This window comes from Arthrobacter sp. NtRootA1, assembly GCF_019976975.1.
Lineage (GTDB): Bacteria > Actinomycetota > Actinomycetes > Actinomycetales > Micrococcaceae > Arthrobacter > Arthrobacter aromaticivorans.
On record NZ_AP024630.1, the window covers coordinates 1,782,773 to 1,808,829 of the forward strand.

At 61.6% G+C, this 26,057-nt stretch carries 25 protein-coding genes; 20 read left to right on the forward strand and 5 right to left on the reverse strand.

The features are described from left to right. The first annotated feature begins 4 nt into the window (after positions 1-4). From murF to dnaE, 16 genes are all read left to right on the forward strand, one after another. Complete coding sequence (gene murF, locus LDN90_RS08190) at positions 5-1,495, forward strand: UDP-N-acetylmuramoyl-tripeptide--D-alanyl-D-alanine ligase (protein WP_223948625.1); 1,491 nt, start codon at positions 5-7, stop codon at positions 1,493-1,495. Then, entirely contained in the window at positions 1,492-2,601 is a 1,110-nt protein-coding gene (mraY, locus tag LDN90_RS08195; RefSeq protein WP_216922959.1) for a phospho-N-acetylmuramoyl-pentapeptide-transferase, read from the forward strand. The genes murF and mraY overlap by 4 nt, the downstream gene beginning before the upstream one ends. Further along, positions 2,583-4,172, forward strand: coding sequence for a UDP-N-acetylmuramoyl-L-alanine--D-glutamate ligase (murD, locus tag LDN90_RS08200; RefSeq protein ID WP_223948626.1), 1,590 nt, complete (start codon positions 2,583-2,585; stop codon positions 4,170-4,172). Before mraY ends, murD begins: the two co-directional genes overlap by 19 nt. Before the next feature lie 2 nt (positions 4,173-4,174). Then, the gene (ftsW, locus tag LDN90_RS08205; RefSeq protein ID WP_223948627.1) at positions 4,175-5,476 is read left to right on the forward strand and encodes a putative lipid II flippase FtsW; all 1,302 of its coding nucleotides are present in this window, start codon (positions 4,175-4,177) and stop codon (positions 5,474-5,476) included. Positions 5,477-5,482: 6 nt separating this feature from the next. Further along, positions 5,483-6,601: an undecaprenyldiphospho-muramoylpentapeptide beta-N-acetylglucosaminyltransferase gene (murG, locus tag LDN90_RS08210; protein WP_223948628.1), complete on the forward strand. Its 1,119-nt coding sequence runs from the start codon at positions 5,483-5,485 to the stop codon at positions 6,599-6,601. After that, positions 6,598-7,968, forward strand: coding sequence for a UDP-N-acetylmuramate--L-alanine ligase (murC, locus tag LDN90_RS08215; RefSeq protein ID WP_223948629.1), 1,371 nt, complete (start codon positions 6,598-6,600; stop codon positions 7,966-7,968). Before murG ends, murC begins: the two co-directional genes overlap by 4 nt. Beyond that, positions 7,961-8,821, forward strand: a complete 861-nt coding sequence (locus LDN90_RS08220) for an FtsQ-type POTRA domain-containing protein (RefSeq protein ID WP_223948630.1) — start codon at positions 7,961-7,963, stop codon at positions 8,819-8,821. The genes murC and LDN90_RS08220 overlap by 8 nt, the downstream gene beginning before the upstream one ends. 216 nt (positions 8,822-9,037) lie before the next feature. Further along, positions 9,038-10,258: a cell division protein FtsZ gene (gene ftsZ / locus LDN90_RS08225; protein ID WP_216922971.1), complete on the forward strand. Its 1,221-nt coding sequence runs from the start codon at positions 9,038-9,040 to the stop codon at positions 10,256-10,258. A gap of 24 nt (positions 10,259-10,282) precedes the next feature. Next, the gene (locus LDN90_RS08230; RefSeq protein WP_223948631.1) at positions 10,283-10,993 is read left to right on the forward strand and encodes a polyphenol oxidase family protein; all 711 of its coding nucleotides are present in this window, start codon (positions 10,283-10,285) and stop codon (positions 10,991-10,993) included. Then, positions 10,986-11,744, forward strand: a complete 759-nt coding sequence (locus LDN90_RS08235; RefSeq protein ID WP_216922975.1) for a YggS family pyridoxal phosphate-dependent enzyme — start codon at positions 10,986-10,988, stop codon at positions 11,742-11,744. Before LDN90_RS08230 ends, LDN90_RS08235 begins: the two co-directional genes overlap by 8 nt. A gap of 85 nt (positions 11,745-11,829) precedes the next feature. After that, complete coding sequence (gene sepF, locus LDN90_RS08240; RefSeq protein ID WP_216922977.1) at positions 11,830-12,363, forward strand: cell division protein SepF; 534 nt, start codon at positions 11,830-11,832, stop codon at positions 12,361-12,363. 132 nt (positions 12,364-12,495) lie between these two features. Then, positions 12,496-12,783: a YggT family protein gene (locus LDN90_RS08245; RefSeq protein WP_216922979.1), complete on the forward strand. Its 288-nt coding sequence runs from the start codon at positions 12,496-12,498 to the stop codon at positions 12,781-12,783. Between the two features lie 171 nt (positions 12,784-12,954). Next, positions 12,955-13,650 carry a DivIVA domain-containing protein gene (locus LDN90_RS08250; protein ID WP_216922981.1) on the forward strand — a complete coding sequence of 232 codons (696 nt, stop codon included), beginning with the start codon at positions 12,955-12,957 and terminating at the stop codon, positions 13,648-13,650. Between the two features lie 99 nt (positions 13,651-13,749). After that, a complete protein-coding gene (gene lspA / locus LDN90_RS08255) occupies positions 13,750-14,349 on the forward strand; it encodes a signal peptidase II (protein ID WP_223948632.1) in 600 nt (199 codons plus the stop codon). After that, complete coding sequence (locus tag LDN90_RS08260; protein ID WP_223948633.1) at positions 14,342-15,268, forward strand: RluA family pseudouridine synthase; 927 nt, start codon at positions 14,342-14,344, stop codon at positions 15,266-15,268. Before lspA ends, LDN90_RS08260 begins: the two co-directional genes overlap by 8 nt. 70 nt (positions 15,269-15,338) lie before the next feature. Continuing rightward, entirely contained in the window at positions 15,339-18,896 is a 3,558-nt protein-coding gene (gene dnaE, locus LDN90_RS08265; protein ID WP_216922987.1) for a DNA polymerase III subunit alpha, read from the forward strand. A gap of 30 nt (positions 18,897-18,926) precedes the next feature. Here dnaE and LDN90_RS08270 read toward each other — a convergent pair whose 3' ends face one another. Beyond that, positions 18,927-19,427 carry a flavin reductase family protein gene (locus LDN90_RS08270; RefSeq protein ID WP_308169282.1) on the reverse strand — a complete coding sequence of 167 codons (501 nt, stop codon included), beginning with the start codon at positions 19,425-19,427 and terminating at the stop codon, positions 18,927-18,929. A 115-nt stretch (positions 19,428-19,542) separates the two neighbouring features. Between LDN90_RS08270 and LDN90_RS08275 the strand changes: the two genes are divergently transcribed. The 3 genes from LDN90_RS08275 (at position 19,543) to nrdR (ending at position 22,152) form a co-directional block, all read left to right on the forward strand. Continuing rightward, positions 19,543-20,073, forward strand: a complete 531-nt coding sequence (locus tag LDN90_RS08275) for a hypothetical protein (RefSeq protein ID WP_223948634.1) — start codon at positions 19,543-19,545, stop codon at positions 20,071-20,073. Positions 20,074-20,077: 4 nt separating this feature from the next. Next, positions 20,078-21,451: a histidinol dehydrogenase gene (gene hisD, locus LDN90_RS08280; RefSeq protein WP_223948635.1), complete on the forward strand. Its 1,374-nt coding sequence runs from the start codon at positions 20,078-20,080 to the stop codon at positions 21,449-21,451. A gap of 197 nt (positions 21,452-21,648) precedes the next feature. Next, a complete protein-coding gene (gene nrdR / locus LDN90_RS08285; RefSeq protein ID WP_216922993.1) occupies positions 21,649-22,152 on the forward strand; it encodes a transcriptional regulator NrdR in 504 nt (167 codons plus the stop codon). On the opposite strand, the gene LDN90_RS08290 is transcribed toward nrdR, so the two are convergent. From LDN90_RS08290 to map, 3 genes are all read right to left on the reverse strand, one after another. Further along, a complete protein-coding gene (locus LDN90_RS08290) occupies positions 22,149-22,895 on the reverse strand; it encodes an SDR family oxidoreductase (RefSeq protein WP_223949268.1) in 747 nt (248 codons plus the stop codon). The two genes, nrdR and LDN90_RS08290, sit on opposite strands and share 4 nt — an antisense overlap. A gap of 27 nt (positions 22,896-22,922) precedes the next feature. Next, positions 22,923-23,726 (reverse strand): polyphosphate--glucose phosphotransferase, encoded by an 804-nt coding sequence (locus tag LDN90_RS08295; RefSeq protein WP_275964115.1) that lies wholly within the window; start codon positions 23,724-23,726, stop codon positions 22,923-22,925. A gap of 72 nt (positions 23,727-23,798) precedes the next feature. Beyond that, positions 23,799-24,677, reverse strand: coding sequence for a type I methionyl aminopeptidase (gene map, locus LDN90_RS08300; protein WP_216922995.1), 879 nt, complete (start codon positions 24,675-24,677; stop codon positions 23,799-23,801). A gap of 108 nt (positions 24,678-24,785) precedes the next feature. Between map and LDN90_RS08305 the strand changes: the two genes are divergently transcribed. Further along, positions 24,786-24,950, forward strand: coding sequence for an SPOR domain-containing protein (locus tag LDN90_RS08305; RefSeq protein WP_216922998.1), 165 nt, complete (start codon positions 24,786-24,788; stop codon positions 24,948-24,950). Between the two features lie 15 nt (positions 24,951-24,965). On the opposite strand, the gene panB is transcribed toward LDN90_RS08305, so the two are convergent. Beyond that, positions 24,966-25,871, reverse strand: a complete 906-nt coding sequence (panB, locus tag LDN90_RS08310) for a 3-methyl-2-oxobutanoate hydroxymethyltransferase (RefSeq protein WP_223948636.1) — start codon at positions 25,869-25,871, stop codon at positions 24,966-24,968. Positions 25,872-26,057: the final 186 nt, after the last annotated feature.

Genomic DNA, 26,057 nt, shown 5'->3' on the forward strand with positions numbered 1-26,057 from the left:
CGAGATGATTGCACTTACTGCGGCGGAGATCGCCCACATCACCCATGGCCGTTTAACCGGAGACGGGGACATCGCGCCCACTTCCGTCGTCACTGATTCCCGGGAAGCTACTCCTGGTTCGCTTTACGTCGCGAAGCCCGGCGAGCACGCAGACGGTCATGACTTCGTTGACGCTGCCTTCGAGCGGGGTGCCGTCCTGGTGCTGGCCGAACGCGATGTCACCGACGCCGACGGCAAGCCGTATCCCGCCGTCGTTGTTGATGATGCGGTGCTCGCCATGGGAGCCCTTGCTGCCGAAGCAGTCCGCCGCATCCGCTCTGCCCGGGAGCAGCGCGGCGAGGAATTTACAGTGATCGGCATTACCGGCTCCGCCGGCAAGACCACCACCAAGGACCTACTCGCCGGCGTGTTGTCCCAAGCCGGGCCCACGGTGGCTCCGCGGGGCTCATACAACGGTGAGGTTGGGGTCCCCCTGACGGTCTTTGCTGCCGATACGGACACTCGTTACCTCGTCATTGAGATGGGAGCCACTGGTATCGGGCACATCAAGTACCTCGTTGGGATGGTGCAGCCCGATATTGGTGTGGTGCTGGTGGTGGGCACCGCCCACGCCGGGGAATTCGGCGGTGTCGAAAACATCGCCACGGCCAAGGGCGAACTCGTTGAAGGGCTCAGTGAGCACGGCACGGCCGTCCTGAACCTGGACGACGGCCGCGTTGCCGCCATGAAGACCCGCACCAGGGCCAAAGTCCTGGGCTTCAGTGCCTCTCCCGCGACGAACGAAGACGTGGAAGCCCGCAACGTTGTGGTCAACGCCGAAGGCCACCCCGAGTTTGATCTTGTACTGCCCGACGGCGGCCCTTCCGTTCCTGTCCGAAGCCGCCTGATCGGCGGCCATCACGTGACGAACCTGCTGGCTGCCGCTGCTGCGGCATTTGCCGCGGGCATCCCGGCGGCAGACATTGCTTCCTCGCTTAGTTCCCAGTCCGCGGCCAGCCGCTGGCGCATGGAACGAACCGAACGCCCTGACGGTGTCACCATCATCAACGACGCGTACAACGCCAATCCTGAGTCGATGCGGGCTGCGCTGCGCACACTCGCTGATCTCGGCCAGGGCAGGCGGACCTGGGCCGTCCTTGGCGCCATGCTGGAGCTCGGCGAGGATTCCATCCGCGAGCACACTGCCGTGGGAACGCAGGTTGTGCGCTTGAACATCTCCAGACTCGTGGTGGTGGGACGCGAAGCCCGGGCCCTTTATATATCGGCCATCCAGGAAGGTTCGTGGGGGGACGAATGTTCGTTCACGGAGACCGCCGAGGAAGCTTACGAACTCCTGCAAAGGGAGCTGAAACCCGGCGACCTGGTCTTGTTCAAGTCCTCCAATGGAGTGGGGCTGAGGCATTTGGGCGATCGGATAGCATTACCCCCACGGGCCGAGCCCACCGGGGAAAGCGCGGCTGAAGATGTCGCAAGCGAAGGGAACGAGCTGCTGTGATTGCACTTTTGATCGGCGCCGGCGTCGCCCTTCTGTTAGCCCTGATAGGGACGCCCCTGTTCATCAGGTTCCTGGTGGCCAAGAGCTATGGGCAGTTCATCCGCGATGATGGCCCAACCTCGCACCACACCAAGCGCGGCACGCCCACCATGGGCGGAACCGTGGTTGTTGCTGCGGTTCTGATCAGCTATTTCGTGACCCACTTGATCATGTGGATGATGAATCCACGGTCCGCGGGGCCCTCCGCATCGGGGCTGCTTCTGCTGTTCCTCATGGTAGGAATGGGATTCGTTGGCTTCCTGGATGACTACATCAAGATTTCCAACAAGCGCAGTTTGGGCCTGAACGCCCGCGCCAAGCTGATCCTGCAAGCCGCCGTTGGCATCATTTTTGCCGTTCTGGTGCTGCAGTTTCCCAACGAGGACGGGCTCCGTCCGGCTTCCACGCAGATTTCCCTCGTCCGTGACATCCCCTGGCTTGATCTTGCTTTCGGTGGGACCATCCTGGGCGCAATTCTTTTTGTCGTTTGGTCCAACCTCATCATCACGGCGGCTACCAACGGCGTGAACCTCACAGACGGCCTGGATGGCCTAGCGTCGGGAGCATCCATCATGGTGTTCGGCGCGTACACCATCATGGGGATCTGGCAGAACAACCAGGCCTGTGGTTCGCCCCGTGAGGCGGGCAGCGGCTGTTATCAAGTACGCGACCCCATGGACCTGGCGCTCCTGGCGGCAATCCTGAGCGCTGCTTTGGTGGGCTTCCTCTGGTGGAATACATCACCGGCCAAGATCTTCATGGGAGACACTGGTTCCCTGGCAATCGGAGGCGCTGTCGCGGCGTTCGCCATCCTGTCCCGCACGGAACTTTTGCTGGCCTTCATCGGTGGTTTGTTCGTCCTGATCACCCTTTCCGTCATCATCCAGGTGGGTTTCTTCAAACTGTCAGGTGGCAAACGGGTCTTCAAGATGGCCCCACTGCAACATCACTTCGAACTGAAGGGTTGGGCAGAGGTCACGGTTGTTGTCCGCTTCTGGATCCTTGCCGGGCTTTTCGTGGCCGCAGGCCTTGGAATCTTCTACGCTGAATGGGTGGTGCTGCTGTGAACGCAAGCCAGGAGAGCGCGCCGTCGGCCAACGACCGCCTGAAGGATCTCACCAGCTGGGATGCTGATTGGCGTGGCTTGCGGGTGGTGGTGACCGGAATTGGCGTGTCCGGTTTTGCTGCCGCTGACACCCTCATCGAACTCGGTGCAAAAGTTGTGGTGGTGGATGCCTCGACCACGGCGAAAGCAAAGGCGCAGGCCGACACGTTGAAAATCGTGGGTGCAGTGGATGTGCTGCTGGGCGAAGAGGCCGTGAAGGTCCTTCCCCTCATTGACGGCGAGAAGCCGGAGCTCATTGTGACCTCGCCGGGTTGGCGCCCGGACCAAGCCCTGCTGGCCGCTGCCAAACGCAAGCACATTCCCGTATGGGGCGACGTCGAATTGGCGTGGCGCGTCCGCGAACGGGCTGGCCGGAAGACCGCTGATTGGCTCACCATCACCGGCACCAACGGTAAGACCACCACGGTAGGGATGACCGAGTCCATGCTGCAGGCGGCCGGACTCAAAGCCATTGCCGTGGGCAACGTGGGTACGCCTATCCTTGACGCGCTCAGGGATCCGGTGGAGTACGACGCTTTTGCGGTGGAACTCTCAAGCTTCCAGTTGCATTGGAGCCATTCGTTGTCACCGGTGGCCAGCGTATGCCTGAACGTCGCCGAGGACCACGTGGACTGGCATGGCTCGTACGCGTCGTACCTTGCCGATAAAGCGAAGGTCTACGAGAACACGCAGAAGGCTGCCATCTACAACGCCGATCAAATTGAAACCGAACGCATGGTAGAGAACGCGGACGTCGTTGAAGGCTGCCGCGCGGTCGGATTCACCACGAACACCCCTGGCATCAGCATGCTGGGCGTCGTGGACGGATTGCTGGTTGACCGCGCGTTTATCGAAGAGCGGAAAAACTCAGCCGCCGAACTCGCGTCCATTGCCGATCTTGGGCCAGTGGCACCTCGCCACATGGTGGCCAATGCCTTGGCCGCCGCGGCCCTCGTCCGTGCCTATGGGGTTGACCCTGCCTCCGTGAAGCAGGGCCTGGTTAACTATCTGCCCGGTGCGCATCGTATCCAGCTCGTGGCCAAACAGGACGACGTGCTGTGGATCAACGATTCAAAGGCCACCAACCCCCACGCTGCGTCGGCCGCTCTTTCAGCTTTCCACAATGTGGTGTGGATCGCAGGGGGGCTCTCCAAGGGCGTCAATTACGATGACCTCGTCAAGGAACACGCTCCCCGCTTGAAGTCCGTAGTGCTCATCGGTACTGACACGGAGGCCTTGGAAGCGTCCCTCCAGCGACACGCACCGGATGTCCCCGTGATAGCCCAGCCCAAGGGCGACACTGAAAGTGTGCAGACCGCAGACGGGAACGCCTCCTCGCCGATTTTTGGTGAGACCATCATGGCCCAGGCTGTGAGGGCAGCGGCCAGCGTGGCGGAGCCAGGTGACACCGTGCTCATGGCTCCAGCGGCTGCATCCATGGATCAGTTCTCTTCCTACGCTCACCGTGGCGACGCTTTCGTCCAGGCAGTACGCGAGCTCGTGGAAGGGCAGGCAAAGACCACCGAGGAGTAACAATGGTCAGCACGCCCACCCGCAGCCGCGGCAAGGCTTCCGGGGACGTCGGAGCCGAGGCTTCGCCGGCTGCCCGCAAGAAACCAGCCCGGCTTCGGGGCCACGTCCGCTCCTTCTGGGAAGGCCTGGAGGGCAAGAGCAAAGCGCCCAACAGCTCCACGTACTACCTCATTCTTGGATGCGCCCTGGCCCTCACCGCAATCGGTGTGATGATGGTGCTCTCTGCTTCCAGTGTGGAGGCGATCTCCGAAGGTAAGTCTCCGTACGCCGATGCATTGAAGCAGGCGATGTTTGGCGTCGTTGGACTTGTGGCGATGTACCTGATCTCCCGGACCAACGTCAGCTGGATGAAGAGGCTGTCCTGGTGGGGACTCGGTGCCGTTGTGGTCTTGCTGGTACTTGTCCAGGTTTTCGGTCGCAGCACCTTGGGCAACCAGAACTGGATCGACATCGGCGGCATCAGCATCCAGCCCTCGGAAATTTCGAAGCTGGTTCTTTGTGTTTGGATAGCGGCGGTCCTGGCGCGCAAGGAGAAGTACCTGCATCGCTGGATGCACGTGATCATACCGGTGGTCCCAGGGGCTGGCCTGGTCCTTGGGCTGATCCTCGTGGGCAACGACCTGGGCACCGCAATCGTTGTCATGGCCATTGTGGCCGCGGGGTTGTACTTTGCCGGGGTTCCCACGAAGATGCTGGCAATTGCGGGCGTCGCCGGCGCCCTTGGCGCTACAGCCATGACAATCATCAGTCCAAACCGGATCTGCCGGGTGACAGCCTGGCTGGGCATGGCAGGGGATTCCTGCACCGCAGATTCCGACTTCACCTATCAGTCCACCAACGGCATGTATGGGCTGGCGCAGGGCAGTTGGACCGGACTTGGGCTGGGACAGAGCCGGCAAAAGTACAACTGGCTTCCTGAGGCCCACAACGACTTCATCTTTGCCATCATCGGCGAGGAACTGGGACTGGTGGGCACCCTTGTGGTCCTGGTCTTGTTCGCTATCCTTGGCATCGCCATTTTCCGCGTCGTTGTCCGGCAGACCGATCCGTTCCAGCGCACGCTCGCTGGTGGCATTATGGTGTGGCTCCTGGGACAGGCAAGCATGAACATGGCAGTGGTGACCCAGCTGCTTCCAGTGATCGGTGTCCCGCTGCCTTTCATATCTGCAGGTGGCTCGGCCTTGGTGATGTCGCTGTGCGGCGTGGGCGTAGTGTTGTCCTTGGCCCGCGGACAGTTGCCACCACAGCAGCGTCCCCGGCTCTTGCCGCGTCGTTTGTCCAAGACCGCACGAAAGCGTAAATAGCACTTCATGACTTCAGATTCCCCCCATGCGTCCAAGCCGTTGTCCGTCGTGCTTGCAGGCGGTGGCACGGCCGGCCATGTCAGTCCCTTGCTGGCCATCGCGGATGCAATCAAGGAAAAGCGTCCGGAAGCTGCCATCCTGGCTGTCGGCACGCCGTCGGGCTTGGAAACCAGGCTTGTCCCGGCGGCCGGATACGAGCTCGCCACTATTGACCGCGTCCCGTTGCCACGAAAACCGTCCCTTGATCTCCTGAAGCTGCCGGGGCGCTTGCGGGGCGCCGTCAAGCAAGCGGAACGAATCCTTGATGAGGCCCGGGCCGATGTCCTGGTGGGTGTGGGCGGCTACGTCTGCACTCCCATGTACCTAGCGGCCCGCAGGCGCGGTACGCCCATCGTGATCCATGAGGCCAACATGAAGGCGGGGCTCGCAAACCGCGTGGGTGCACGGTTCAGCCGCCATGTTGCCGTGGCGTTTGCCGGTACGCGCCTGCGCGGCGCCCGCCACGTGGGAATGCCGATGCGTCGCGCTATCTCAGGGCTGGACCGCTCTATGGCCGCGCCTGCTGCCAAGGCTTCGCTGGGCCTCAATCCGGACCGTCCTGCCTTGATCGTGACTGGTGGGTCCTCCGGAGCACTAAGCATCAACCGTTCTGTCGCTGCTGCCTTGCCCGCGCTGGCAGCTGCGGGGATCCAGACACTGCATATCACCGGTACCGGCAAGGCTGTTCTGGATAACGACGGCGGACTCCTCGCCGCTGACGGGTACCGGCAGGTGGAGTACGTGGATCGAATGGAGGATGTCTACGCCGCTGCAGACATCCTGCTCGCCCGGGCCGGAGCCGCAACGGTCAGCGAAGTGGCAGCTGTAGGGGTTCCTGCGGTGTTCGTGCCCTTGCCCATCGGCAATGGTGAGCAAGCCCTTAATGCAGCTGCCCTGGTGGAGGCTGGCGGAGCGCTGATGGTCCTAGACAAAGAATTCACCCTGGAATGGCTCAAGGAAGAACTCATTCCACTCGTATCGGATCGCGGCAGGCTGGACGAAATGGCCCGCAGGTCCGAGGCCCTTGGCATCAGAAACGCCGATCAGCGCATGGCTGATCTTGTCTTGGAAGCGGTAGCCGCATGACGCACCCGATTGCACCACTTGAGTCCCTCGGACGAGTACATTTCATCGGCATCGGCGGGGTGGGAATGTCTGCCATCGCCCGGATCATGGTGGCCCGCGGTGTTCCCGTGAGTGGTACTGACGCCAAGGACCTTCCGGTCATGCATGACCTGGCTACAGCAGGTGCCCGTATTGCCGTGGGATACGACTCCGGCAATCTGGGGGACGCCCAGACTGTTGTTGCCGGCTCCGCAATCCGTGCGGACAATCCTGAGTTGTCTGCGGCACGTCAGGCCGGTTTGCCCGTGCTGCATCGTTCCGAGGCACTCGCTGCGACCATGGACGGCCACAGAGTGGTCACCATCGCCGGTACGCACGGCAAGTCCACCACCACCTCCATGGTTGCTGTCCTGCTCAAGGAAGCAGGACTGGATCCGTCGTTCGCCATTGGCGCCAACGTCCCGGCGCTGGGAGTCAACGCGGCCCACGGATCCTCGGACATCTTCGTGGCTGAAGCGGACGAGTCGGATGGCTCGTTCCTCAACTACCGTCCACTGATCGCCGTCGTCACCAATGTGGAAGCGGACCATCTGGACCACTATGGAACCGCTGAAGCTGTTTTCGCCTCGTTCGATAACTTCGCAGCGCTCCTGCCGCCCCACGGACTCCTCCTGGCATGTGCGGACGACGCGGGCGCCCGCGCGTTGGCGGAGCGGACGGCCGCCAAGGGAACCACGCGTGTGCTGACGTACGGGACAGGCGACGACGCCGATATCCGCCTAGGCGACGGCGGGCCGGGTGATGTGTCGGTAGCGGTTGATGGAGCCAGCTATACCTTGAACCTGCAGGTCCCCGGAAGGCACAACGCGCTGAATGCCGCTGCCGCGTTCGCCGTCGCACTGGAGCTTGGCGTGGCGCCAGTGACGGCGGCTACGGCGCTTGGACACTTCACTGGCGCGTCCCGGCGCTTTGAACTCAAAGGGCAGGGGAGGGGTGTGCGTGTGTACGACGACTACGCCCATCACCCAACCGAAGTGCGTGCCGCCTTGTCCGCCGCCCGTTCTGTGGCTGGCGGCAACAAGGTCCACGTTCTCTTCCAACCGCATTTGTTTTCCCGGACCCGGGAATTCGCTGCGGAGTTTGCATCGGCTCTGGATGCTGCTGACACGGCGCTGGTCCTGGACATCTACCCTGCCCGTGAAGACCCCATCCCCGGCGTCACCAGTTCGTTGATTGCTGACCGGCTCTCCCAAGGGCGGCTGGTCTCCGGTGACGAAGCTGTGGAAGCTATTGTGGCGGCCGCTGGTGAGGGTGACATAGTGCTGACCGTGGGAGCCGGCGATGTCACTGCTTACGGCCCGGTGATTGTGGAGGCGTTGGGTGGCTAGCACCCGCAAGCCAACCTTCAAGCCCGCCGCAGACTCCGGCCGGGAGAATAAGGGCCGTCCGGCCGGTGGTTCCACGGAAAGCGTCATCACCGCCCAGCGGTCCGTTGAGCCTTCCCCAAAAAACAGCGCGGACAATGTCATTGCCTTTCCGGAGCCGAAGGGCAAACGCAAGCGCAGGCTCTTGCTGTGGACGCTCTCCATCGTTACGGCTGTCGTCGCGGTGCTCATAGCGGGTGCCATCTATTCGCCCGTGCTCGCGGTCCGCACCATCACAGTGGACGGCACCAAGCTGCTGACTCCTGAGGACGTGCAGAAGGCCTTGTCAGGAATGGAGGGCAAGCCGCTGCCGCAGGTGAGCGAGCAGGAAGTCAATGAGCTCCTGAAGCCCCTGGTCCAGGTGCGTTCGGCAACTGTGGAGGCAAGGCCGCCGTCGGAATTGCTGGTGCACGTCAATGAGCGCGTACCCGTGGCCCTGTTGAAGCAAGGCGATTCATTCGTGATGGTGGATGTAGATGGAGTTCAGCTCGGAGCCACGCAGGATCAGTCAGCGGTGGCGCTGCCCCTGATCGACGCTGGCGCAGGTGCCACCAACACTGGGTTGTTCAAAGCAATTGCAGCTGTCCTGAACACTTTGCCGGCCGATGTGCTCGCCAGGATGTCCACCGCATCTGCTGCGTCTCCTGATGCCGTTGAGCTAAAACTGGTGGACGGAAAGACGGTAGTGTGGGGCAATGCCGAGGACAAGGAACTGAAGGCGAAGGCGCTTGAGGCACTACTGAAGATGCCGCCGGATCCCAAAGTTCCCGTGAACGTCTACGACGTCAGCGTGCCCCGGCATCCATTCACCAAATAAAGAGCATTGAGCACGTAACCTGCGGGCCTCGGGGACCTTATTTCGCGACAATCAAGCGACACGCGCAAGCGGTCATTGCATGTCCGAAGCGGAGGAAATACCGTCGCAGTAGAGTTACTTGACATAACTATAACCTTCAACTAGAGGGTTAAGGTCCAAGGATTCAAGTTGGACTCGATCAGTTTCGCTATAGGACACAAGCAAGGGGCACGAAACGTGGCAGCACCGCAGAATTACTTGGCCGTCATCAAGGTCGTCGGCATCGGCGGCGGTGGCGTGAACGCAGTCAACCGCATGATCGAGGTCGGCCTCCGGGGCGTCGAGTTCATTGCCATCAACACTGACGCGCAAGCGCTCCTCATGAGCGACGCCGACGTCAAGCTCGACGTCGGTCGTGAGCTTACGCGCGGCCTTGGCGCCGGAGCCAACCCCGAGGTCGGCAAGCAGGCCGCTGAAGACCACGCCGATGAGATCGAAGAAGTTCTCCGCGGCGCTGACATGGTCTTCGTTACGGCCGGCGAAGGTGGTGGCACCGGCACCGGTGGAGCCCCTGTTGTCGCGCGCATCGCCCGCTCCCTGGGTGCGCTGACCATTGGCGTGGTAACCCGCCCCTTCACTTTCGAGGGCCGCCGTCGTGCTGGCTCCGCCGAAGCCGGTATCGACGCCCTGCGTGATGAAGTCGATACCCTGATCGTCATCCCCAACGACCGACTCCTGTCCATCAGCGATCGCAACGTCTCCGTCCTGGACGCTTTCCGCTCAGCTGACCAGGTACTGCTTTCCGGTGTCCAGGGCATTACGGACCTCATCACCACCCCGGGCCTCATCAACCTCGACTTCGCCGACGTCAAGTCCGTCATGCAGGGTGCCGGCTCCGCCCTCATGGGTATCGGATCCGCCCGTGGCGAAGACCGCGCAGTGAAGGCTGCCGAGCTGGCCATCGCCTCGCCCCTCCTGGAGGCCTCCATCGACGGCGCGCATGGCGTGCTGCTCTCCATCCAGGGTGGTTCAGACCTCGGCCTGTTCGAAATCAACGAGGCAGCCCGCTTGGTGCAGGAAGTGGCGCACCCGGAGGCGAACATCATCTTCGGTGCGGTCATCGACGACGCCCTCGGCGACGAAGCCCGTGTCACTGTCATTGCCGCCGGATTCGACGACGTCAAGGCAACCTCACCGTCCATGGACCAGTCGCGTCCCGCGCAGAACCCCGTGCCTGCCGAGCGTCCTGCTGCGCCAAGCACGGCTCCGTCCAACGCAAACGCGCCGCAGCATGCAACTGCAGGCATCGGCGCCGCAGGGCTGAGCAACTGGGGCCAGCAGCGTCCGTCGGCGCTTCCCGCGGACTCAGGCTTCGACGTCGACCTTCCGGCCGTTGTGGAGCCGGACCTGTCGGGCAGCCGCTCGGATGACCTCGACGTCCCCGATTTCCTGAAGTAAGCGGGCTTTGAGAGTCGATATCCGGTGTTTTGGTGGCGCAATGAAGTACAGCCCGGCGTTTCTGTTGCCTTCACGGACACAGGCGCCGGGAACCTGGCCCTGCATGTGGGGGACAACCCCGGCGATGTGACCGCGCGTCGTGCCCGGTTGGACGATGCCGCAAACCTGGGCAATCGTAGCTTTCAGTACATGAACCAGGTTCATGGCAATGAGGTCGCGCTTATTTCGAGCTACGGTCCCGGTCCCACTGCGGATGCAATGGTTTCAACGCCTTCGGGCAACCAAGCTGCCCAGCCATTGTCCGTCATGGTGGCTGACTGTGTTCCCGTGGTCCTCGTTGGAGATGCAGGCGATCGCGGTCCCATCATCGCTGTCGCGCACGCAGGACGTCCGGGCGTCGCTTCGGCCGTTGTTCCCGCAACCGTCAACGAGATGCGCACACTCGGTGCCGTGAATATCAGTGCCTGGCTGGGGCCTTCTATTTGTGGCTCCTGCTATGAGGTTCCCGAGCAGCTTCGCGACGAAGTTGCCGCGGTGGCACCTGCTGCCTGGTCGAGCACGTCGTGGGGAACGCCGGCATTGGACCTTCCTGCCGGTGTTCGTGCCCAGCTGGCCGAAGCTGGCGTCATCGTTGAGTACTCCGGGGAATGCACCTTGGAAAATGAGTCCCTTTTTTCCTACCGGCGGGATTCCCGTACGGGGCGATTCGCAGGTTTGGTGTGGACGCATGACTAGCCTTGGACACGACGACGCCCTGTCCGGCGTTGCAGCTTCGGACGCCCGCACCACTGAACTCGCCCGGCGGCTTGAGGTTGTTCAGGCACGGATTTCCGCGGCGACGGCTGCGGCGGGACGTGTGGATCTGCCAGGACTGATCGTCGTGACCAAGTTCCACCCGGCAGCTGATGTCCGGCGACTGTCTACGCTGGGCGTCCGGGATTTCGGCGAGAACCGGGACCAGGAGGCTGCAGGCAAAAGCGCCGAACTCGCGGATCTGGACGTCCGCTGGCACTTCATAGGCCAGTTGCAGAGCAAAAAAGCGAAATCAGTGGCTAAATACGCCTACTCGGTGCAGTCAGTAGATCGTCCCCAGGTGATCGAGGCACTTGAAAAGGCTGTCGCCCGTGAAAAGGACCTCACTGGGCGCCATGACCTTGAGTGCTACATCCAAGTGAGTTTGGACGACGACGCCGGGGCGCACCGCGGTGGTGCCCGCCCCTCGGAAGTGGAATCCCTGGCGGCAAAGATCGCTTCCTCGCCCGGACTGAAGCTTGCTGGCGTGATGGCCGTGGCCCCGCTGGGCGCCGATCCTGAAGCGGCCTTTGAACGACTTGCGGTTGTTTCCGCGGAAGTCCGCGCCAATCATCCGGAGGCTTCAGGGGTATCGGCGGGGATGAGCCAGGACCTTGAGGCGGCTATCAAGTTTGGGGCGACACACCTGAGAATTGGCTCCGATATTCTCGGTTCGCGTCCGGCCGTGGGGTAGCGTCAAAGTATTGGAATGACGGGCCGGGGTTCCAATATGTCAAGTCATGGCGGCCCGCCTACTGCAGAAACGATAGGAGTGCACCATGGCTGGCGCTCTGCGCAAGACAATGATCTATCTTGGGCTCGCCGACGGCGATGAACACTACGAATCTGAGCAGGCCGTCGCGCACCACGACGAAGAACGCCCCCAGGCACAGGACCGGGAAGAGCGCCGAGCGCCTGCACCCGTCCGGGAAGTTGTCCGTGAAATGCCCACTGTTGACGCCGAAGAGGAATACCGCGCACCCGTGACACCCATTAAGCGTGCGGCGTCGAGCCGCGAAGATGCCTCGGGCTTGAGGCAGATCACCACAGTTCATCCGCGTTCTTACAACGACGCCAAGATCATTGGCGAGAGCTTCCGGGATGGCATTCCCGTGATCATGAACGTTACCGACATGGGCGAGGCAGATGCCAAGCGTCTGGTGGACTTCTCGGCCGGGTTGGTCTTTGGCCTCCATGGCAGCATCGAGAGGGTAACCAATAAGGTCTTCCTGTTGTCGCCGTCGTATGTTGAAGTCATCGGGGACGACAAGAAGGCCAGCGAAACGCAGGCCAGCTTCTTCAACCAGAGCTAAGAACCATCGCTACGAGGATGCCAGGCGGGTCAACCTGCCTGGCATCTGTGTTGCAATAGTAAGGACCGATCGGCTTTTTAAGAGCAGGGACTGATCGGCATTCCGGAACAAGTGGGAGATCTGAGCTAACTCGTGGGCATTGTTTTCGGCCTTATCTATATTGTGTTGTTGCTGTTTTTCATTGCCCTTATCATCAGGCTGATCTTCGAATGGGTCCAGATGTTCGCCCGACAATGGCGGCCCCGCGGTGTGGCGTTGGTAACAGCCCATGTTGTCTACTCTGTGACGGACCCGCCCCTGAGGAGGCTTCGCAGGTTGATACCGCCACTGCAACTGGGTGGAATCTCCTTGGACCTGGGCTTCCTGATCCTGATTATCGCCGTGAGTATTGCCATGGCGGTGAGCAGCGGCCTGGCGTAGCTGCGCGGTGAGGCTGTACCGCGGAACCGGGGGGCTCGTGAGGGTCCGAAGGCCGCAAATTCTCCAATTCAACACGATGGTGTTGAATTGGAGGAACCAGATGATATTTAGGTACCGTAGTTTTGAACGGCCGGAAGGCCTACTGACTAACTAGACCAACGAGGTGACCAGATGGCTTTGACGCCAGAAGACGTTGTCAACAAGCGCTTTCAGCCGACCAAGTTCCGCGAAGGCTACGACCAGGACGAGGTAGATGACTTCCTCGACGAGATCGTGGTTGAACTGCGCCGCCTGAACCAGGAGAACGACGAACTTCGTAAGAAGCTCGGCGAAGCTGGCTCGGCTGTGCCCGCGGCAACTGCTGCGGCTCCGGTCGTCGAGAAGGTTCCGGCTCCGGCCAAGGTGGACAAGGAAGCCGAGGCCAAGGCGGAAGCCGAAGCGAAGGCTGCTGAGGCTGCCAAGAAGAAGGAAGCCGAGCAGGCCGCTGCGGCTGCCGCCGCCAAGGCACCGGCCCCCAGCAATGGTGTTACGCCTACCGCTGAGTCCGCTGCAGGCCTGCTGGCCATGGCGCAGCAGATGCACGACAAACACGTTGCCGACGGTGCACAGCAGAAGGAAAAGATTATCGCCGAGGCGCAGATCGAGGCTTCCAGCCTAGTCAACGACGCCCAGGAGAAGTCCCGTAAGATCCTTGGCGCCCTTGAGCAGCAGCGTTCGGTCCTGGAGCGCAAGGTTGAGCAGCTCCGTGGCTTCGAACGTGACTACCGCTCACGCCTGAAGGCATACATCGAGGGCCAGCTGCGCGACCTCGACGCCCGTGGTTCCGTCGCTGCCCCCGAGGTCGGCGAAGCAACCGCTGACGTTTAGCAAGTATTCTGAAAGCCGGTGGCTGGGGACTCCTCCGCCACCGGCTTTTGCTGTTAACACCCTGCCAGCAGCCCGCAACGCTCCACGAACGAAAGCATTATGACCGACGACCTCACCGACGACGCATCGCTGCCGGAACTTCCCGTCCGGAAATGGCGTCCTGCAATGCTGTGGCTCTTTGCCGGCTTTGCAGTTTTTGCCTATGCCTTTGATCAGCTCACCAAGCTCTGGGTGACCAGCACCATGACAGAAGGTGAGCGCATTCCAGTGCTGCCACCACTGCTGCACTGGTACTACATCCGGAATTCAGGGGCGGCTTTTTCCATTGGTGAGAACGTCACTTGGATCTTCACGATCGTCATGGCCGGGGTGTCCGTTGCCATCCTTTTCCAGTTGCGGCGACTCGGCTCCGCTTGGTGGGCATTGTCGCTGGGGTTGCTGCTCGGCGGTGCATTGGGCAACCTGACCGACCGCTTGTTCCGTGAACCGTCCTTCGCCATGGGCCATGTAGTGGATTTCATCCAGGTACCGAACTTTGCGATCTTCAACATCGCCGACTCAGCTGTGGTGTCCGGCGTTGTCATCATTTGCCTGCTGACCCTGCGTGGGGTGGGCATGGATGGCACCCGGCAAGTGGCAGCACCGAAGAAACCAGCCAAGCCGGCTCCGGGCTCCAGCGAGGAGATCGTCGGTGAGTGAGCCGGTTGTGGTGCCTGAGGAGCTTGCAGGTGCGCGCGCTGACGCCGGGCTTGCACGGTTGCTCGACATTTCCCGTTCGGCTGCGGCGCTGCTTATTGCCGAAGGCAACGTCACCAGCGGCGGTACGGCCCTCGGCAAGTCAGCAAAGCTCGTTGCGGGCGCGGTGTTGGACGTCACGGTTCCCGAGCGGCCGGATCCCCTGGAAGTCGTGGAGGAAGTTGTGGAAGGCCTGAAGATCCTGCTGGACGACGAGGAATTCGTTGTCATCGATAAACCAGTGGGAGTGGCGGCGCATCCATCGCCTGGTTGGGTGGGACCCACGGTGGTCGGCGGCCTCGCTGGAGCCGGCTACCGGATCTCGACGTCGGGAGCACCCGAGCGTGCGGGCATCGTCCACAGGCTCGACGTCGGCACTTCCGGCGTGATGGTTGTGGCGAAGACGGAGCATGCCTACACGGTCCTGAAAAGGGCGTTCAAGGAGCGCACGGTGGACAAGGTCTACCACGCGGTTGTCCAAGGACTTCCGGATCCGCTTGAGGGCACTATTGATGCCCCGATCGGCCGCCACCCTGGCCACGACTGGCGCTTTGCGGTTATCGAAGATGGCCGGCCCTCAGTGACCCACTACGAAGTCCTGGAAGCCTTTGGTAAAGCTACGTTGGTTGAGGTGCACCTGGAAACGGGCCGGACGCACCAGATCAGGGTCCACTTCTCTGCGTTGCGGCATCCTTGCGCAGGCGATCTCACCTACGGTGCTGATCCCCGCCTCGCGGCAAACCTGGGACTGACCCGGCAGTGGCTTCATGCACGGCAACTGGGCTTCACGCACCCGCGGACCGGCGAGTGGGTGGAAGTCACCAGCGACTACCCAGCGGACCTTCAGTACGCGTTGGACCTGCTGGCCACGGGCTCAGCCTAGGCCATCCTTCCGGGCCGGCCCGGTCCAAGGGTTCCGCATTTTGTCAGGGGCGGGACGGTAGACTGTCGTGGTGACTTCCAGCAATGATTCGTTCGTCCACCTGCACACCCACACCGAATACTCCATGCTGGATGGAGCGGCCAGGCTGGGTGAGCTGTTCGATGAAACCGAACGCCTGGGGATGCCCGCCCTGGCCACCACTGATCACGGCTACCTCTTTGGTGCCTTCGATTTTTGGCGCAAGGCCACGGACAAGGGCATCAAGCCGATCATCGGCGTAGAAGCCTACGTAACCCCTGGTACGGCCCGGGGTGACAAGGAACGCGTCCGCTGGGGAGATGAGAGCCAGCGCAAAGACGATGTCTCAGGTGGTGGTTCCTACACCCACATGACGCTCTTGAGCTACAACAACGTGGGCATGCGGAACCTGTTCCGGGCTTCGTCCATTGCTTCGTTGGATTCCGTCTTCGGCAAGTGGCCCCGCCTGGATCGGGAACTGCTCAATACGTACTCCGAGGGGCTCATTGCCACTACGGGCTGCCCGTCCGGTGAAGTCCAGACCCGCCTTCGGCTTGGCCAGTACCGCGAAGCGCTGGAGGCCGCGGCAGAGTTCAGGGACATCTTTGGTGCGGAGAATTATTTCTGCGAACTGATGGACCATGGCCTGGACATTGAACGCCGTGTCACAGGGGACCTCCTGCGGCTGGCCAAGGACCTGAACCTTCCGTTGGTAGCCACCAACGACCTCCATTACACACACGAGCACGATGCCAAGGCCCACGAGGCACTGCTGGCCATTCAGTCCGGTTCCACGCTCCTTGAGCCCACCTACGATAATGGCGGGTCCCGTTTTGCCTTCTCCGGCAGCGGCTATTACCTGAAATCCCCGCAGGAAATGCGTGAGCTTTTCCGCGACCACCCGGATGCTTGCGATAACACGCTGCTCATTGCAGAACGCTGTGAGGTGTCCTTCAACACTGACGCCAACTACATGCCGCGCTTTCCTTGCCCGCCGGGCGAGGACGAAACCTCCTGGCTGGTCAAGGAAGTGGACAAAGGGCTGGCCTACCGCTATCCGCAGGGCGTGCCGGACAAGGTGCGCAAGCAGGCTGACTACGAGCTCGGGGTCATCACCTCCATGGGCTTCCCCGGGTACTTCCTGGTGGTCGCCGACTTCATCAACTGGGCCAAGAACAACGGGATCCGTGTTGGTCCGGGGCGTGGTTCCGGTGCAGGCTCCATGGTGGCCTACGCCATGCGTATTACTGACCTTGATCCGCTCCAGCACGGCCTGATCTTCGAACGCTTCCTCAACCCGGACCGTGTCTCGATGCCTGACTTCGACGTCGACTTCGATGACCGCCGCCGCTCCGAGGTGATCGACTATGTCACCAAGAAGTACGGCGACGAGCGCGTGGCGATGATCGTCACGTATGGAACCATCAAAACCAAGCAGGCGCTCAAGGACTCCTCCCGCGTGCTTGGCTACCCGTTCAGCATGGGAGAGCAGCTGACCAAGGCGCTCCCGCCCGCCGTCATGGCCAAGGACATCCCGCTAGCAGATATCCAAAACCCCGAGTCCAAGCGCTACAGCGAGGCAGGAGATTTCCGCCAGCTGATCGCCACGGATCCCGAGGCCGCCAAAGTCTTCGAGACCGCGCTGGGTATTGAGGGACTGAAGCGCCAGTGGGGCGTGCACGCGGCCGGCGTCATCATGTCCTCGGATCCCATCATTGATGTCATCCCTATCATGCGCCGTTTCCAGGACGGCCAGGTCATCACCCAGTTCGATTATCCGACGTCCGAAGGCCTCGGCCTGATCAAGATGGACTTCCTGGGCCTTCGAAACCTGACGATCATTTCGGATGCCCTGGAAAACATCAAGATGAACCGCGGCATTGAACTGGACCTGGAAAACCTGGAACTCGACGATGCTGCGTCGTACGAGCTCCTGGCGCGCGGTGACACCTTGGGCGTGTTCCAGCTTGATGGTGGACCCATGCGGTCCCTCCTCAAGCTCATGAAGCCTGACAACTTTGAAGACATCTCCGCAGTTCTCGCGTTGTACCGGCCTGGACCCATGGGCGCCAACGCCCACACCGACTACGCCCTGCGCAAAAACGGGATCCAGGAAGTAATTCCCATCCACCCGGAGTTGGAAGAACCGCTCAAGGAAATCCTGGGCGGGACATTCGGCCTGATCGTGTACCAGGAACAGGTTATGGCGGTGGCGCAAAAGCTTGCCGGCTACTCGCTGGGCCAAGCCGATATCCTTCGCCGTGCCATGGGCAAGAAGAAGAAGTCGGAGCTGGACAAGCAGTTCGCCGGCTTCTCCCAAGGTATGCAGGACAACGGCTACTCCATGGCCGCCGTTAAGACGCTCTGGGACATTCTGCTTCCGTTCTCCGACTACGCCTTCAATAAAGCGCACTCGGCCGCTTACGGGGTCATTTCATACTGGACTGCCTACTTGAAGGCCCATTATGCGCCGGAGTACATGGCTGCCCTGCTCACCTCCGTCGGTGACGACAAGGACAAATCGGCTATCTATCTCAACGAGTGCCGCCGGATGGGCATTACCGTTCTTCCGCCGGACGTCAATGAATCCTCGTTGAACTTCACCCCTGTGGGAACGGACATCCGCTTCGGTATGGGGGCCATCCGAAACGTCGGCGTTAACGTGGTGGAAGCCATGGTCTCTGCGCGGACCACCGAAGGCAGCTACACCTCCTTCAAGGACTTCCTGATGAAGGTCCCTGCAGTGGTCTGCAACAAGCGCACGATCGAATCCTTGATCAAGGCCGGCGCCTTCGACTCACTGGGACACCATCGCCGTGCTTTGGCCATGATCCACGAAGAGGCCATCGACTCCGTTATCACCCTCAAGCGCAACGAGGCAATCGGCCAGTTCGATCTCTTCGCCGGCTTCGAGGACCAGGAACCTGAAGCTTCGCTGACTACGGAAATTCCGGACCTTCCTGAATGGGAGAAGAAGGACAAGCTGTCCTTCGAGCGCGACATGCTGGGCCTGTATGTTTCGGATCATCCCTTGCAGGGCTTGGAAGGCGTCCTCAGCCAGCATGCCGAGCAGTCCATTACCTCGATCATCGCCGAAGACGGACCGCACGACGGCGCGATAGTCACCATCGCGGGCATGATCACCTCGTTGAGCCGCAGGATCGCCAAGGCCAGTGGCAACGCCTACGCCCGTGCCGAGATTGAAGACCTGGGCGGCTCCATGGAGGTCATGTTCTTCGGCCAGGTGTACGGGCCCATCGCCTCCGTCCTGGCTGAAGACCTGATCGTGGTGGTCAAGGGCCGCCTCCAGCGCAGGGACGACGGAGCCGTGACGCTGAACTGCATGGAACTCTCGGTGCCGGATCTCAGTGAGAGTGTGAACGGACCGGTGGTGATCACTATTCCAACGTTCAAGGCCACCGAAGCAGTGGTTACTGACCTTCGGGATGTGCTGCGGACGCATCGGGGCAACTCCGAGGTCCGGCTCAAGCTCATGGGGGACACGAAAGTTGAGGTCATGGGGCTTCCCGTGCACATGCGGGTCAACCCCAGCCCATCGCTCTTTGGCGACCTGAAAGTCCTGTTGGGTCCGGCCTGCCTGGATAACTAGCGCAGTGGAAGGCCGGAATGCTGGAGGAGGCTAGATTTCGTAGTCCAGTGGCCTCGGCTGGCTGTAACCGCCACCGTGATAGAGCAGGGGAGCGCCGTCGTCGCCCACCTGGCCGTCCACGACTTCCACGACCACCACAGCGTTGTTCTCAAACGACAACCGCATTTGGATCTTTCCCACCAGCCAACCTGCGACGTCCTTGAGAATGGGGACGTCGAACGGACCTGGCTCCCAGTGATCACCCTCGAAGCGGTCCCGCGTCTTCGCGAAGCGATCTGCCAGCGCCTGGTTCTCCAGTCCGAGCATGTGCACGCCAATGTAGTTGGCATTGGCGATGGCCGGCCAGGAACTTGAGCTTCGGGCCATGTTAAAGGTGAAACGTGGCGGTTCGGCGGACAGGGATGCAACGGAGGTGGCAGTGAAGCCGAAGGGCTTGCCATTGAGGTTGGCTGTGATGATGGCCACCCCGGCGGCATGGCGGCGGAACATTTCCCTGAACGTCTTTTCGAAGCCGGATAGTTCGCTTGCCACGTTGATGAATCTCCTGGAACTGGGGTCGGGGGCGTCTTTCTCTCAGGGTATTCCTCCCTGTGCCCCACTTCTCTATTTTAATGGGCACACGTGAACCTTTGTTAATGTGAGTTCCATGACTCAGCCCACTGTGCACGTTCCCGCGGAAATCCAGCCCGACGCCGCAACTCCCTGGCGTTCGCGGGACGCCCTGTGGCTTGTCCTACCCGCGGCTGCGGGGGTAGTCATAGGCATTCTCTGGTGGATTCTGGCGCCGGGAGGGGGAAACCTGGTATCGGGGAACCCCGAACTGGCAAATCCTGCAAACCCGGATTCGTGGTTGCCGCGCGATTTGGTCCTTGCCGGGCTGATGCTGGTGGCCGGGTGTGTCACCGGCCTGATGCTCGACGGAAAGCTCCAGGGAACCGGGGCCGGCAGGCGGTTGGCGTTGGCACTGGCAGGGGGCGCGGCCGGCGCAGCGATTGCCTGGGTGGTTGGCTTGGTTGCAGCGCAGCTATGGGGACCCGCTCCGGACCCTTCCCTGGGTGCCGACTACGGTTTCACTCTTCGCTCCTACGCCGTCCTCGTCTTGTGGCCCGGCGCTATGGCGTTCGTGACGTTTGTACTGGCGCTGTTCGGGGTTCTTTCCAGGAAGCCCGTAAAATAGCCGGGTGACCACTTCTTCGGATACCTCCGCCCCTGCCGCTGCATCCTTGAATTTCCGCAGTATCGATTTCCGCGGCCGCCACCTCTCGCTGGCTGAACTGCGCGCTGCTGTACCCAGGGCGAAGCATCAGACGATGGCAGATGCGGAGCAGAGGGTCCTGGACATTATGGGAGCCGTTCGCAGCCGCGGTTTTGCCGCTCTGACCGAACTTGCAAGGAACTTCGACGGCGTTGAACAGTCCCACCCGCGGGTACCTGCCGAGGCGCTTGCCAAGGCCTTGGCTGACATTGATCCCAGTGTCCGCGCCGCGTTGGAAGAGTCGATCAGCCGGGCCAGGCAGTTTGCCGATCAGCAGCGTCCAGCCAATGTTGACGTCGCTTTGGCTGATGGCGCGGTTGTCAGCCAGAACTGGATTCCGGTGGGGCGTGTTGGGCTGTATGTCCCGGGTGGTCTCGCGCCTCTGGCCTCCTCGGTGATCATGAACGTTGTTCCCGCCGTTGCTGCAGGTGTCGAATCCATCGCCTTGGCTTCGCCGCCTCAAAAGGACTTCGGCGGACTTCCGCACCCCACCATCCTCGCGGCGGCAGCGCTGCTGGGAATCGATGAGGTCTACGCGATTGGCGGTGCCCAGGCGATCATTTCGTTTGCCTACGGCGTCCCCGGTTCGGAGGGAGTATCTCCTATCGAGCCTGTGGATCTCGTCACGGGACCTGGCAATATTTTCGTCGCCACTGCCAAGAGGCTGGTGAAGGGAGTCGTTGGCATCGATTCCGAGGCAGGAACTACCGAGATCGCTATCCTGGCCGATTCCACTGCCCAGTCCGCACTGGTGGCTGCCGATCTCATTAGCCAGGCCGAGCACGATCCCAAGGCCGCCTCTGTCCTGGTGACGGACTCCGCTGACCTGGCGGACGCCGTCGTGGGTGAATTGGCACGGCAAGCAGCCGCTACGAAGCACAGCGCACGCGTCCTTGAGGCACTCTCCGGTCCGCAATCGGGTGTGGTGCTGGTGGATGACCTGGAACAGGGGATTGCGGTTTGCAATGCCTACGCCGCTGAGCACCTTGAGATCATGACGGCGGACGCACCGGCGGTGGCGGCGAGGATCCGCAACGCCGGAGCCATTTTCGTGGGGGACTACAGCCCCGTGAGCCTTGGCGACTATTGCGCAGGGTCAAACCACGTGCTGCCCACGAGCGGTACCGCTGCCTTCTCCTCGGGGCTGAACGTCACCACCTTCTTGCGCGCAGTGCAGGTCATCAACTACAACCGTACGGCTCTGGAGCAAGTCAGTGGCCACATCGTGAGTTTGGCCGGGGCCGAGGACCTTCCAGGACATGGGGATGCGGTCAGGATCCGCTTCAACGGACGAAGCTGACGTCAGAACCCTCACAGGCTAAACGGGACCTGACCACTACATATGCGGGTCATCACTACTACATGTAGTAATTACAAGCTTGTCATTACGGTGTCATCGAACGTAAACTGGTGCCGGAAGAGAATCTTCCGGCACCTTTGCGTTTCCGGCACCCTGCCGGTGTAACGCGGGCCGGAGCTGATCAGGGGAGGCCCAGCGTGTACTGTCCGTTCTGCCGGAATCCTGACTCGCGCGTCGTGGACAGCCGCATGGCTGACGACGGAACTTCCATCCGGCGCCGCCGGCAATGCCCTGAGTGCGGGCGACGCTTCACCACGGTGGAAACCACAAGCCTGTCCGTCATCAAGCGTTCGGGAGTCGGGGAGCCGTTCAGCCGCATCAAAGTCATCAGCGGTGTGCGGAAAGCGTGCCAGGGCCGCCCTGTCACGGAAGACGATCTGGCCATGCTGGCGCAGGAAGTCGAGGAGAACATCCGCTCTTCGGGTGCCGCTGAAATCGACGCCCACGAAGTAGGCCTTGCCATTCTTGGTCCGTTGCGGAAACTGGATGAGGTGGCGTACCTGCGGTTTGCCAGCGTCTATCAAGCATTCGAGTCGCTCGAAGACTTCGAATCCGCAATATCCTTGCTGCGGCATGAGGCCGAGGCCCACGCCAAAGCCGGGGCCAAGGAAGCGAAAGGCTCCGAGAAAAGCCAGCTTTAGCGGCCGCCGGACACCGGGAGGACTGCTCCAGTAATGTAGCCGGCCTCGCCGGACATTAACCACATCACAGCCGCCGCCACCTCTTCAGGTTCAGCGCCCCGGCCCATGGGAATGGTTGGATTGAGCCGTTCTACGCGGTCGGGCATTCCTGCGGCTGCGTGGAGTCCGGTGTTGGTACTGCCGGGAGCCACAGCGTTGACACGAATGCCCTGCTTTGCCACTTCCGCGGCCAGGCCCACCGTCAAAACGTCCACCGCACCTTTCGACGCCGCGTAGTGAACCCATGTCCCGGGGGAACCGGCCTTTGTTGCGGTCGAGGAAATGTTGATGATCGAACCACCTGGACCGCCGTGGTCGGTAGAGAGTCTTCGGACCCCTTCCTGGCACATGAAAATCATGCCTGCCACGTTCACGTCCATGACGCGCTGCACGGTCTCGGCAGGCACCTCTGCCAGTGTTCCGATGCGGTTGCCCGTAATGGCCGCATTGTTGATGACGGCTGTTAATGGCCCCCAAGCTGCGGCCGCATCGAACAAGCGCCCGACGTCGGCGGGCTGGCTGACGTCGGCCTGCACGGCCAGCGCCCTACCTCCCTGCGCGTGGATGTCCTCAACCACTGCATTAGCACCCTCGGCGTCCAACGAGTAGTTGACCACTACGCCATACCCGGAACGTGCCGCCGCGTTTGCAACTGCCGCGCCAATTCCGCGGCTGGCACCCGTGACGATCGCGATTCCGGGCATGGCGTCGTAGTCCACAGGCAACCTCAGCTACTTGGCGAGCTTGTGGTGCAGAGCGACCTCAAGGGCAGCGCCCACGATGCCGGCGTCGTTCTTCAACTTGGCGGTGACAATTTCGGTGCGCAATTGCAGGTGCGGGAAATATTCATCCGAGCGCTTGGAGATGCCGCCGCCGATAATGAAAAGTTCCGGGGAGAACAGGAACTCGACGTGCTGCAGGTAGCGGTTGAGCAGGACGCCGTACTCGTCCCAGCTCAAGCCATCGCGTTCGCGGGCCACGGCTGACGCCTTGGTTTCGGCGTCGAATCCGTCAACCTCAAGGTGACCGAGCTCGGCGTTGGGCACCAATTGGCCGTTGAAGATGAAGGCGGAGCCGATGCCGGTGCCGAGCGTGATGACCAGGACGGTGCCGTCCACGCCCTCGCCGGCGCCATAGCGAGCCTCTGCGAGACCTGCGGCGTCGGCGTCGTTGATGACCTCGACGGGGCGGCCTAGGCGGTCAGTGAACTTCTTATCGATGTCGGTGCCCAGCCAAGACTTGTCCACATTTGCGGCAGAGTTGACCACACCGTGCTGAATGATTCCCGGGAAGGTGACACCCACCGGGGAATCCGCGGCAGGGGCGTCGGGGCGGCTGGAAAGCTCTTTGACGATCTCTGCCACAACTTCGGCTACTGCCTCGGGAGTGGCGGGCTGTGGCGTGGGAACGCGAAAGCGTTCGCCGATCAGCTTGCCCTTCTTGAGGTCGACGATGCCGCCTTTGATGCCCGTTCCGCCGATGTCGATTCCGATCAGCGGCGCGTTCTTGTGGGTCTTCTCATCCTTCTTGGACAATGCAATTCCGATCATGGCAGGAGGGGTGGGCATGGCGCAGCCGCCCGGGGCTGCGGTTGACCTTCCGGAAAGCTAGGGAAGGGTCAGGATTTCCGCGCCGGTCTCGGTGACCAGCAGGGTGTGCTCGAATTGGGCCGTGCGCTTGTGGTCCCTGGTAACAACCGTCCAGTCGTCGGACCACATATCCCATTCGATGGTGCCAAGGGTCAGCATGGGTTCGATGGTGAAGACCATGCCTGCCTCGATCACGGTGTTGTACGCCGGGGCTGCGTCGTAATGCGGAATGATGAGGCCTGTGTGGAACGCCTCGCCAACACCGTGGCCAGTGAAATCCCGAACTACGCCATAGCCGAAGCGCTTGGCGTAGGACTGGATCGCGCGACCGATTACGTTGATTTCGCGGCCGGGGGCCACGGCCTTGATGGCCCGGTTGAGCGACTCCTGCGTACGCTCAACCAGCAAACGGGATTCCTCGTCCACGTCGCCAACCAAGAAAGTGTAATTGGTATCCCCATGGACTCCGCCGATGAAAGCGGTGATGTCAATGTTCAGGATGTCTCCATCCTGAACCACCGTGGAATCGGGGATGCCGTGGCAGATAACTTCATTGAGGGAAGAGCAGAGGGACTTCGGGAAGCCCCGGTAGCCCAGCGTGGAGGGGTAGGCATTGTGGTCCACAAGGAACTCATGGCCAATCTTGTCCAACTGGTCCGTCGTCACGCCAGGCTGGATGTGCTTGCCAACTTCAACGATGGCCTGGGCAGCGATCCTGCTGGCGATACGGATCTTCTCGATGGTCTCCGCTGACTTCACTTCGGAGCCGGTGAACTTGCTGGGTGCCTTCTTGCCGACGTACTCGGGGCGGGGGATCGACGCCGGGACGGGCCGTTCAGGGCTGATGATTCCCGGAGTTAGCGTGCCGATGGGTGCGGTCGAAGCAAGAGAAGGCATAGATTGATCATATAAGGCACACAAGAGACGTAAGTAACAAAGCGCGGCTGGGCCCACGTGACTCCGCCAACGTTACGCGTTTGAGGGCAACCGGGACGAGGAGGAGACGTGACGGAGTACTGGTACAACGTCAAGACGCATGAGATCGAAGAGGACGCCATGTCCGATTGGACACAGCTGATTGGCCCTTACAAGACCAGGGAAGAAGCGGAGCACGCGCTGGAAAAGGTCAAGCAACGCAACGATGCCTGGGACGCCCAGGACGATGACTAGGTCGCCAGGACGTAGCTAGAAGGAATGCTCAGGTCCGGGAAATTCTCCCGATCTGACATCCGCTCCAAAGGCCGCGGCGGCATCCGTGAGCGTCGTGCGAAGGTTTGCATACTGCTTGACGAACTTCGCCATCTTGCCCCCTCGCAGTCCGGCCATGTCCTGCCAGACCAGCACTTGGCCCGTGGTGCTCTTGCCGGCTCCGATGCCTACAGTCGGTACGCGCAGTGCGGCATCGACGGCAGCAGCAGTATCTGCGGGCACCATCTCCATGAGGACGCTGAAAGCGCCTGCGTCCTGCAAGGCCACAGCGTCATCGATGAGCCGCTGGGCGTCATCGCCCCTGCCTTGGACCCGGTAGCCACCCAGCGAATGTTCACTCTGGGGAGTGAATCCAATGTGGGCCATGACAGGAATGCCGGCCTGGACCATGGCCTTCACAGTCTCCGCATAGTAGGCAGAGCCCTCGATTTTGACCGCGTGGGCCAATCCTTCCTTGAGGAAACGGACGCCGGTGGCGACCGCCTGCTCAGTTGAAACCTCGTAGCTGCCAAACGGCAGGTCAGCCAGCACCAGGGCGCGCTTGGCTGAACGGCTCACCGCCCGGCACAGAGGCAGCAACTCGTCCACTGTGACGGGAAGGCTGGTCTCGTTGCCGAAGACGTTGTTTGAGGCGGAATCGCCCACCAGGAGGACTTCGATTCCGGCTTGGTCGAAGATCTCAGCGGTGTATTGCTCGTAGGCGGTGAGCATAGCGAAGTGCTCGCCGTTGTCCTTGGCCTGCTGAAGGTGATGGATGCGCACCCTGCTGACCTGCTTCTTGGCGCCAACTGACGGTGCCTGGGCGGCCGCCGCGGGACCGTTGCCGTAGGGCGCGGGGACTTCGGCGGGCGTGGTGGACTCAGGAAGGTTGCTTGGGGCCATGGATAGAGCCTAAGCCGTGCCGACGACGCCTGCCAGCAGTGTGCCAAGGGTCACGTTTGTAAACGCTGTGTTACGCGCAGCTACTGCGGCGGCATTCCCACCGAATGCTTAGTAGAGTGAAGTCTGAGCTGCCGTGGCTTCAATGACTGGGAACTGCGGCATGGACACCGAACCGGAAAAGAGGCC

Coding starts and splice junctions, on each gene's coding strand:
- LDN90_RS08235 (WP_216922975.1), top strand. CDS start 10,986: ATGACTAGCCTTGGACACGACGACGCCCTGTCCGGCGTTGCAGCTTCG.
- panB (WP_223948636.1), bottom strand. CDS start 25,871: ATGGCCCCAAGCAACCTTCCTGAGTCCACCACGCCCGCCGAAGTCCCC.
- murD (WP_223948626.1), top strand. CDS start 2,583: ATGGGTGGTGCTGCTGTGAACGCAAGCCAGGAGAGCGCGCCGTCGGCC.
- LDN90_RS08290 (WP_223949268.1), bottom strand. CDS start 22,895: ATGCCCGGAATCGCGATCGTCACGGGTGCCAGCCGCGGAATTGGCGCG.
- murG (WP_223948628.1), top strand. CDS start 5,483: ATGACTTCAGATTCCCCCCATGCGTCCAAGCCGTTGTCCGTCGTGCTT.
- map (WP_216922995.1), bottom strand. CDS start 24,677: ATGCCTTCTCTTGCTTCGACCGCACCCATCGGCACGCTAACTCCGGGA.
- lspA (WP_223948632.1), top strand. CDS start 13,750: ATGACCGACGACCTCACCGACGACGCATCGCTGCCGGAACTTCCCGTC.
- murC (WP_223948629.1), top strand. CDS start 6,598: ATGACGCACCCGATTGCACCACTTGAGTCCCTCGGACGAGTACATTTC.
- sepF (WP_216922977.1), top strand. CDS start 11,830: ATGGCTGGCGCTCTGCGCAAGACAATGATCTATCTTGGGCTCGCCGAC.
- ftsW (WP_223948627.1), top strand. CDS start 4,175: ATGGTCAGCACGCCCACCCGCAGCCGCGGCAAGGCTTCCGGGGACGTC.
- LDN90_RS08275 (WP_223948634.1), top strand. CDS start 19,543: ATGACTCAGCCCACTGTGCACGTTCCCGCGGAAATCCAGCCCGACGCC.
- LDN90_RS08250 (WP_216922981.1), top strand. CDS start 12,955: ATGGCTTTGACGCCAGAAGACGTTGTCAACAAGCGCTTTCAGCCGACC.
- murF (WP_223948625.1), top strand. CDS start 5: ATGATTGCACTTACTGCGGCGGAGATCGCCCACATCACCCATGGCCGT.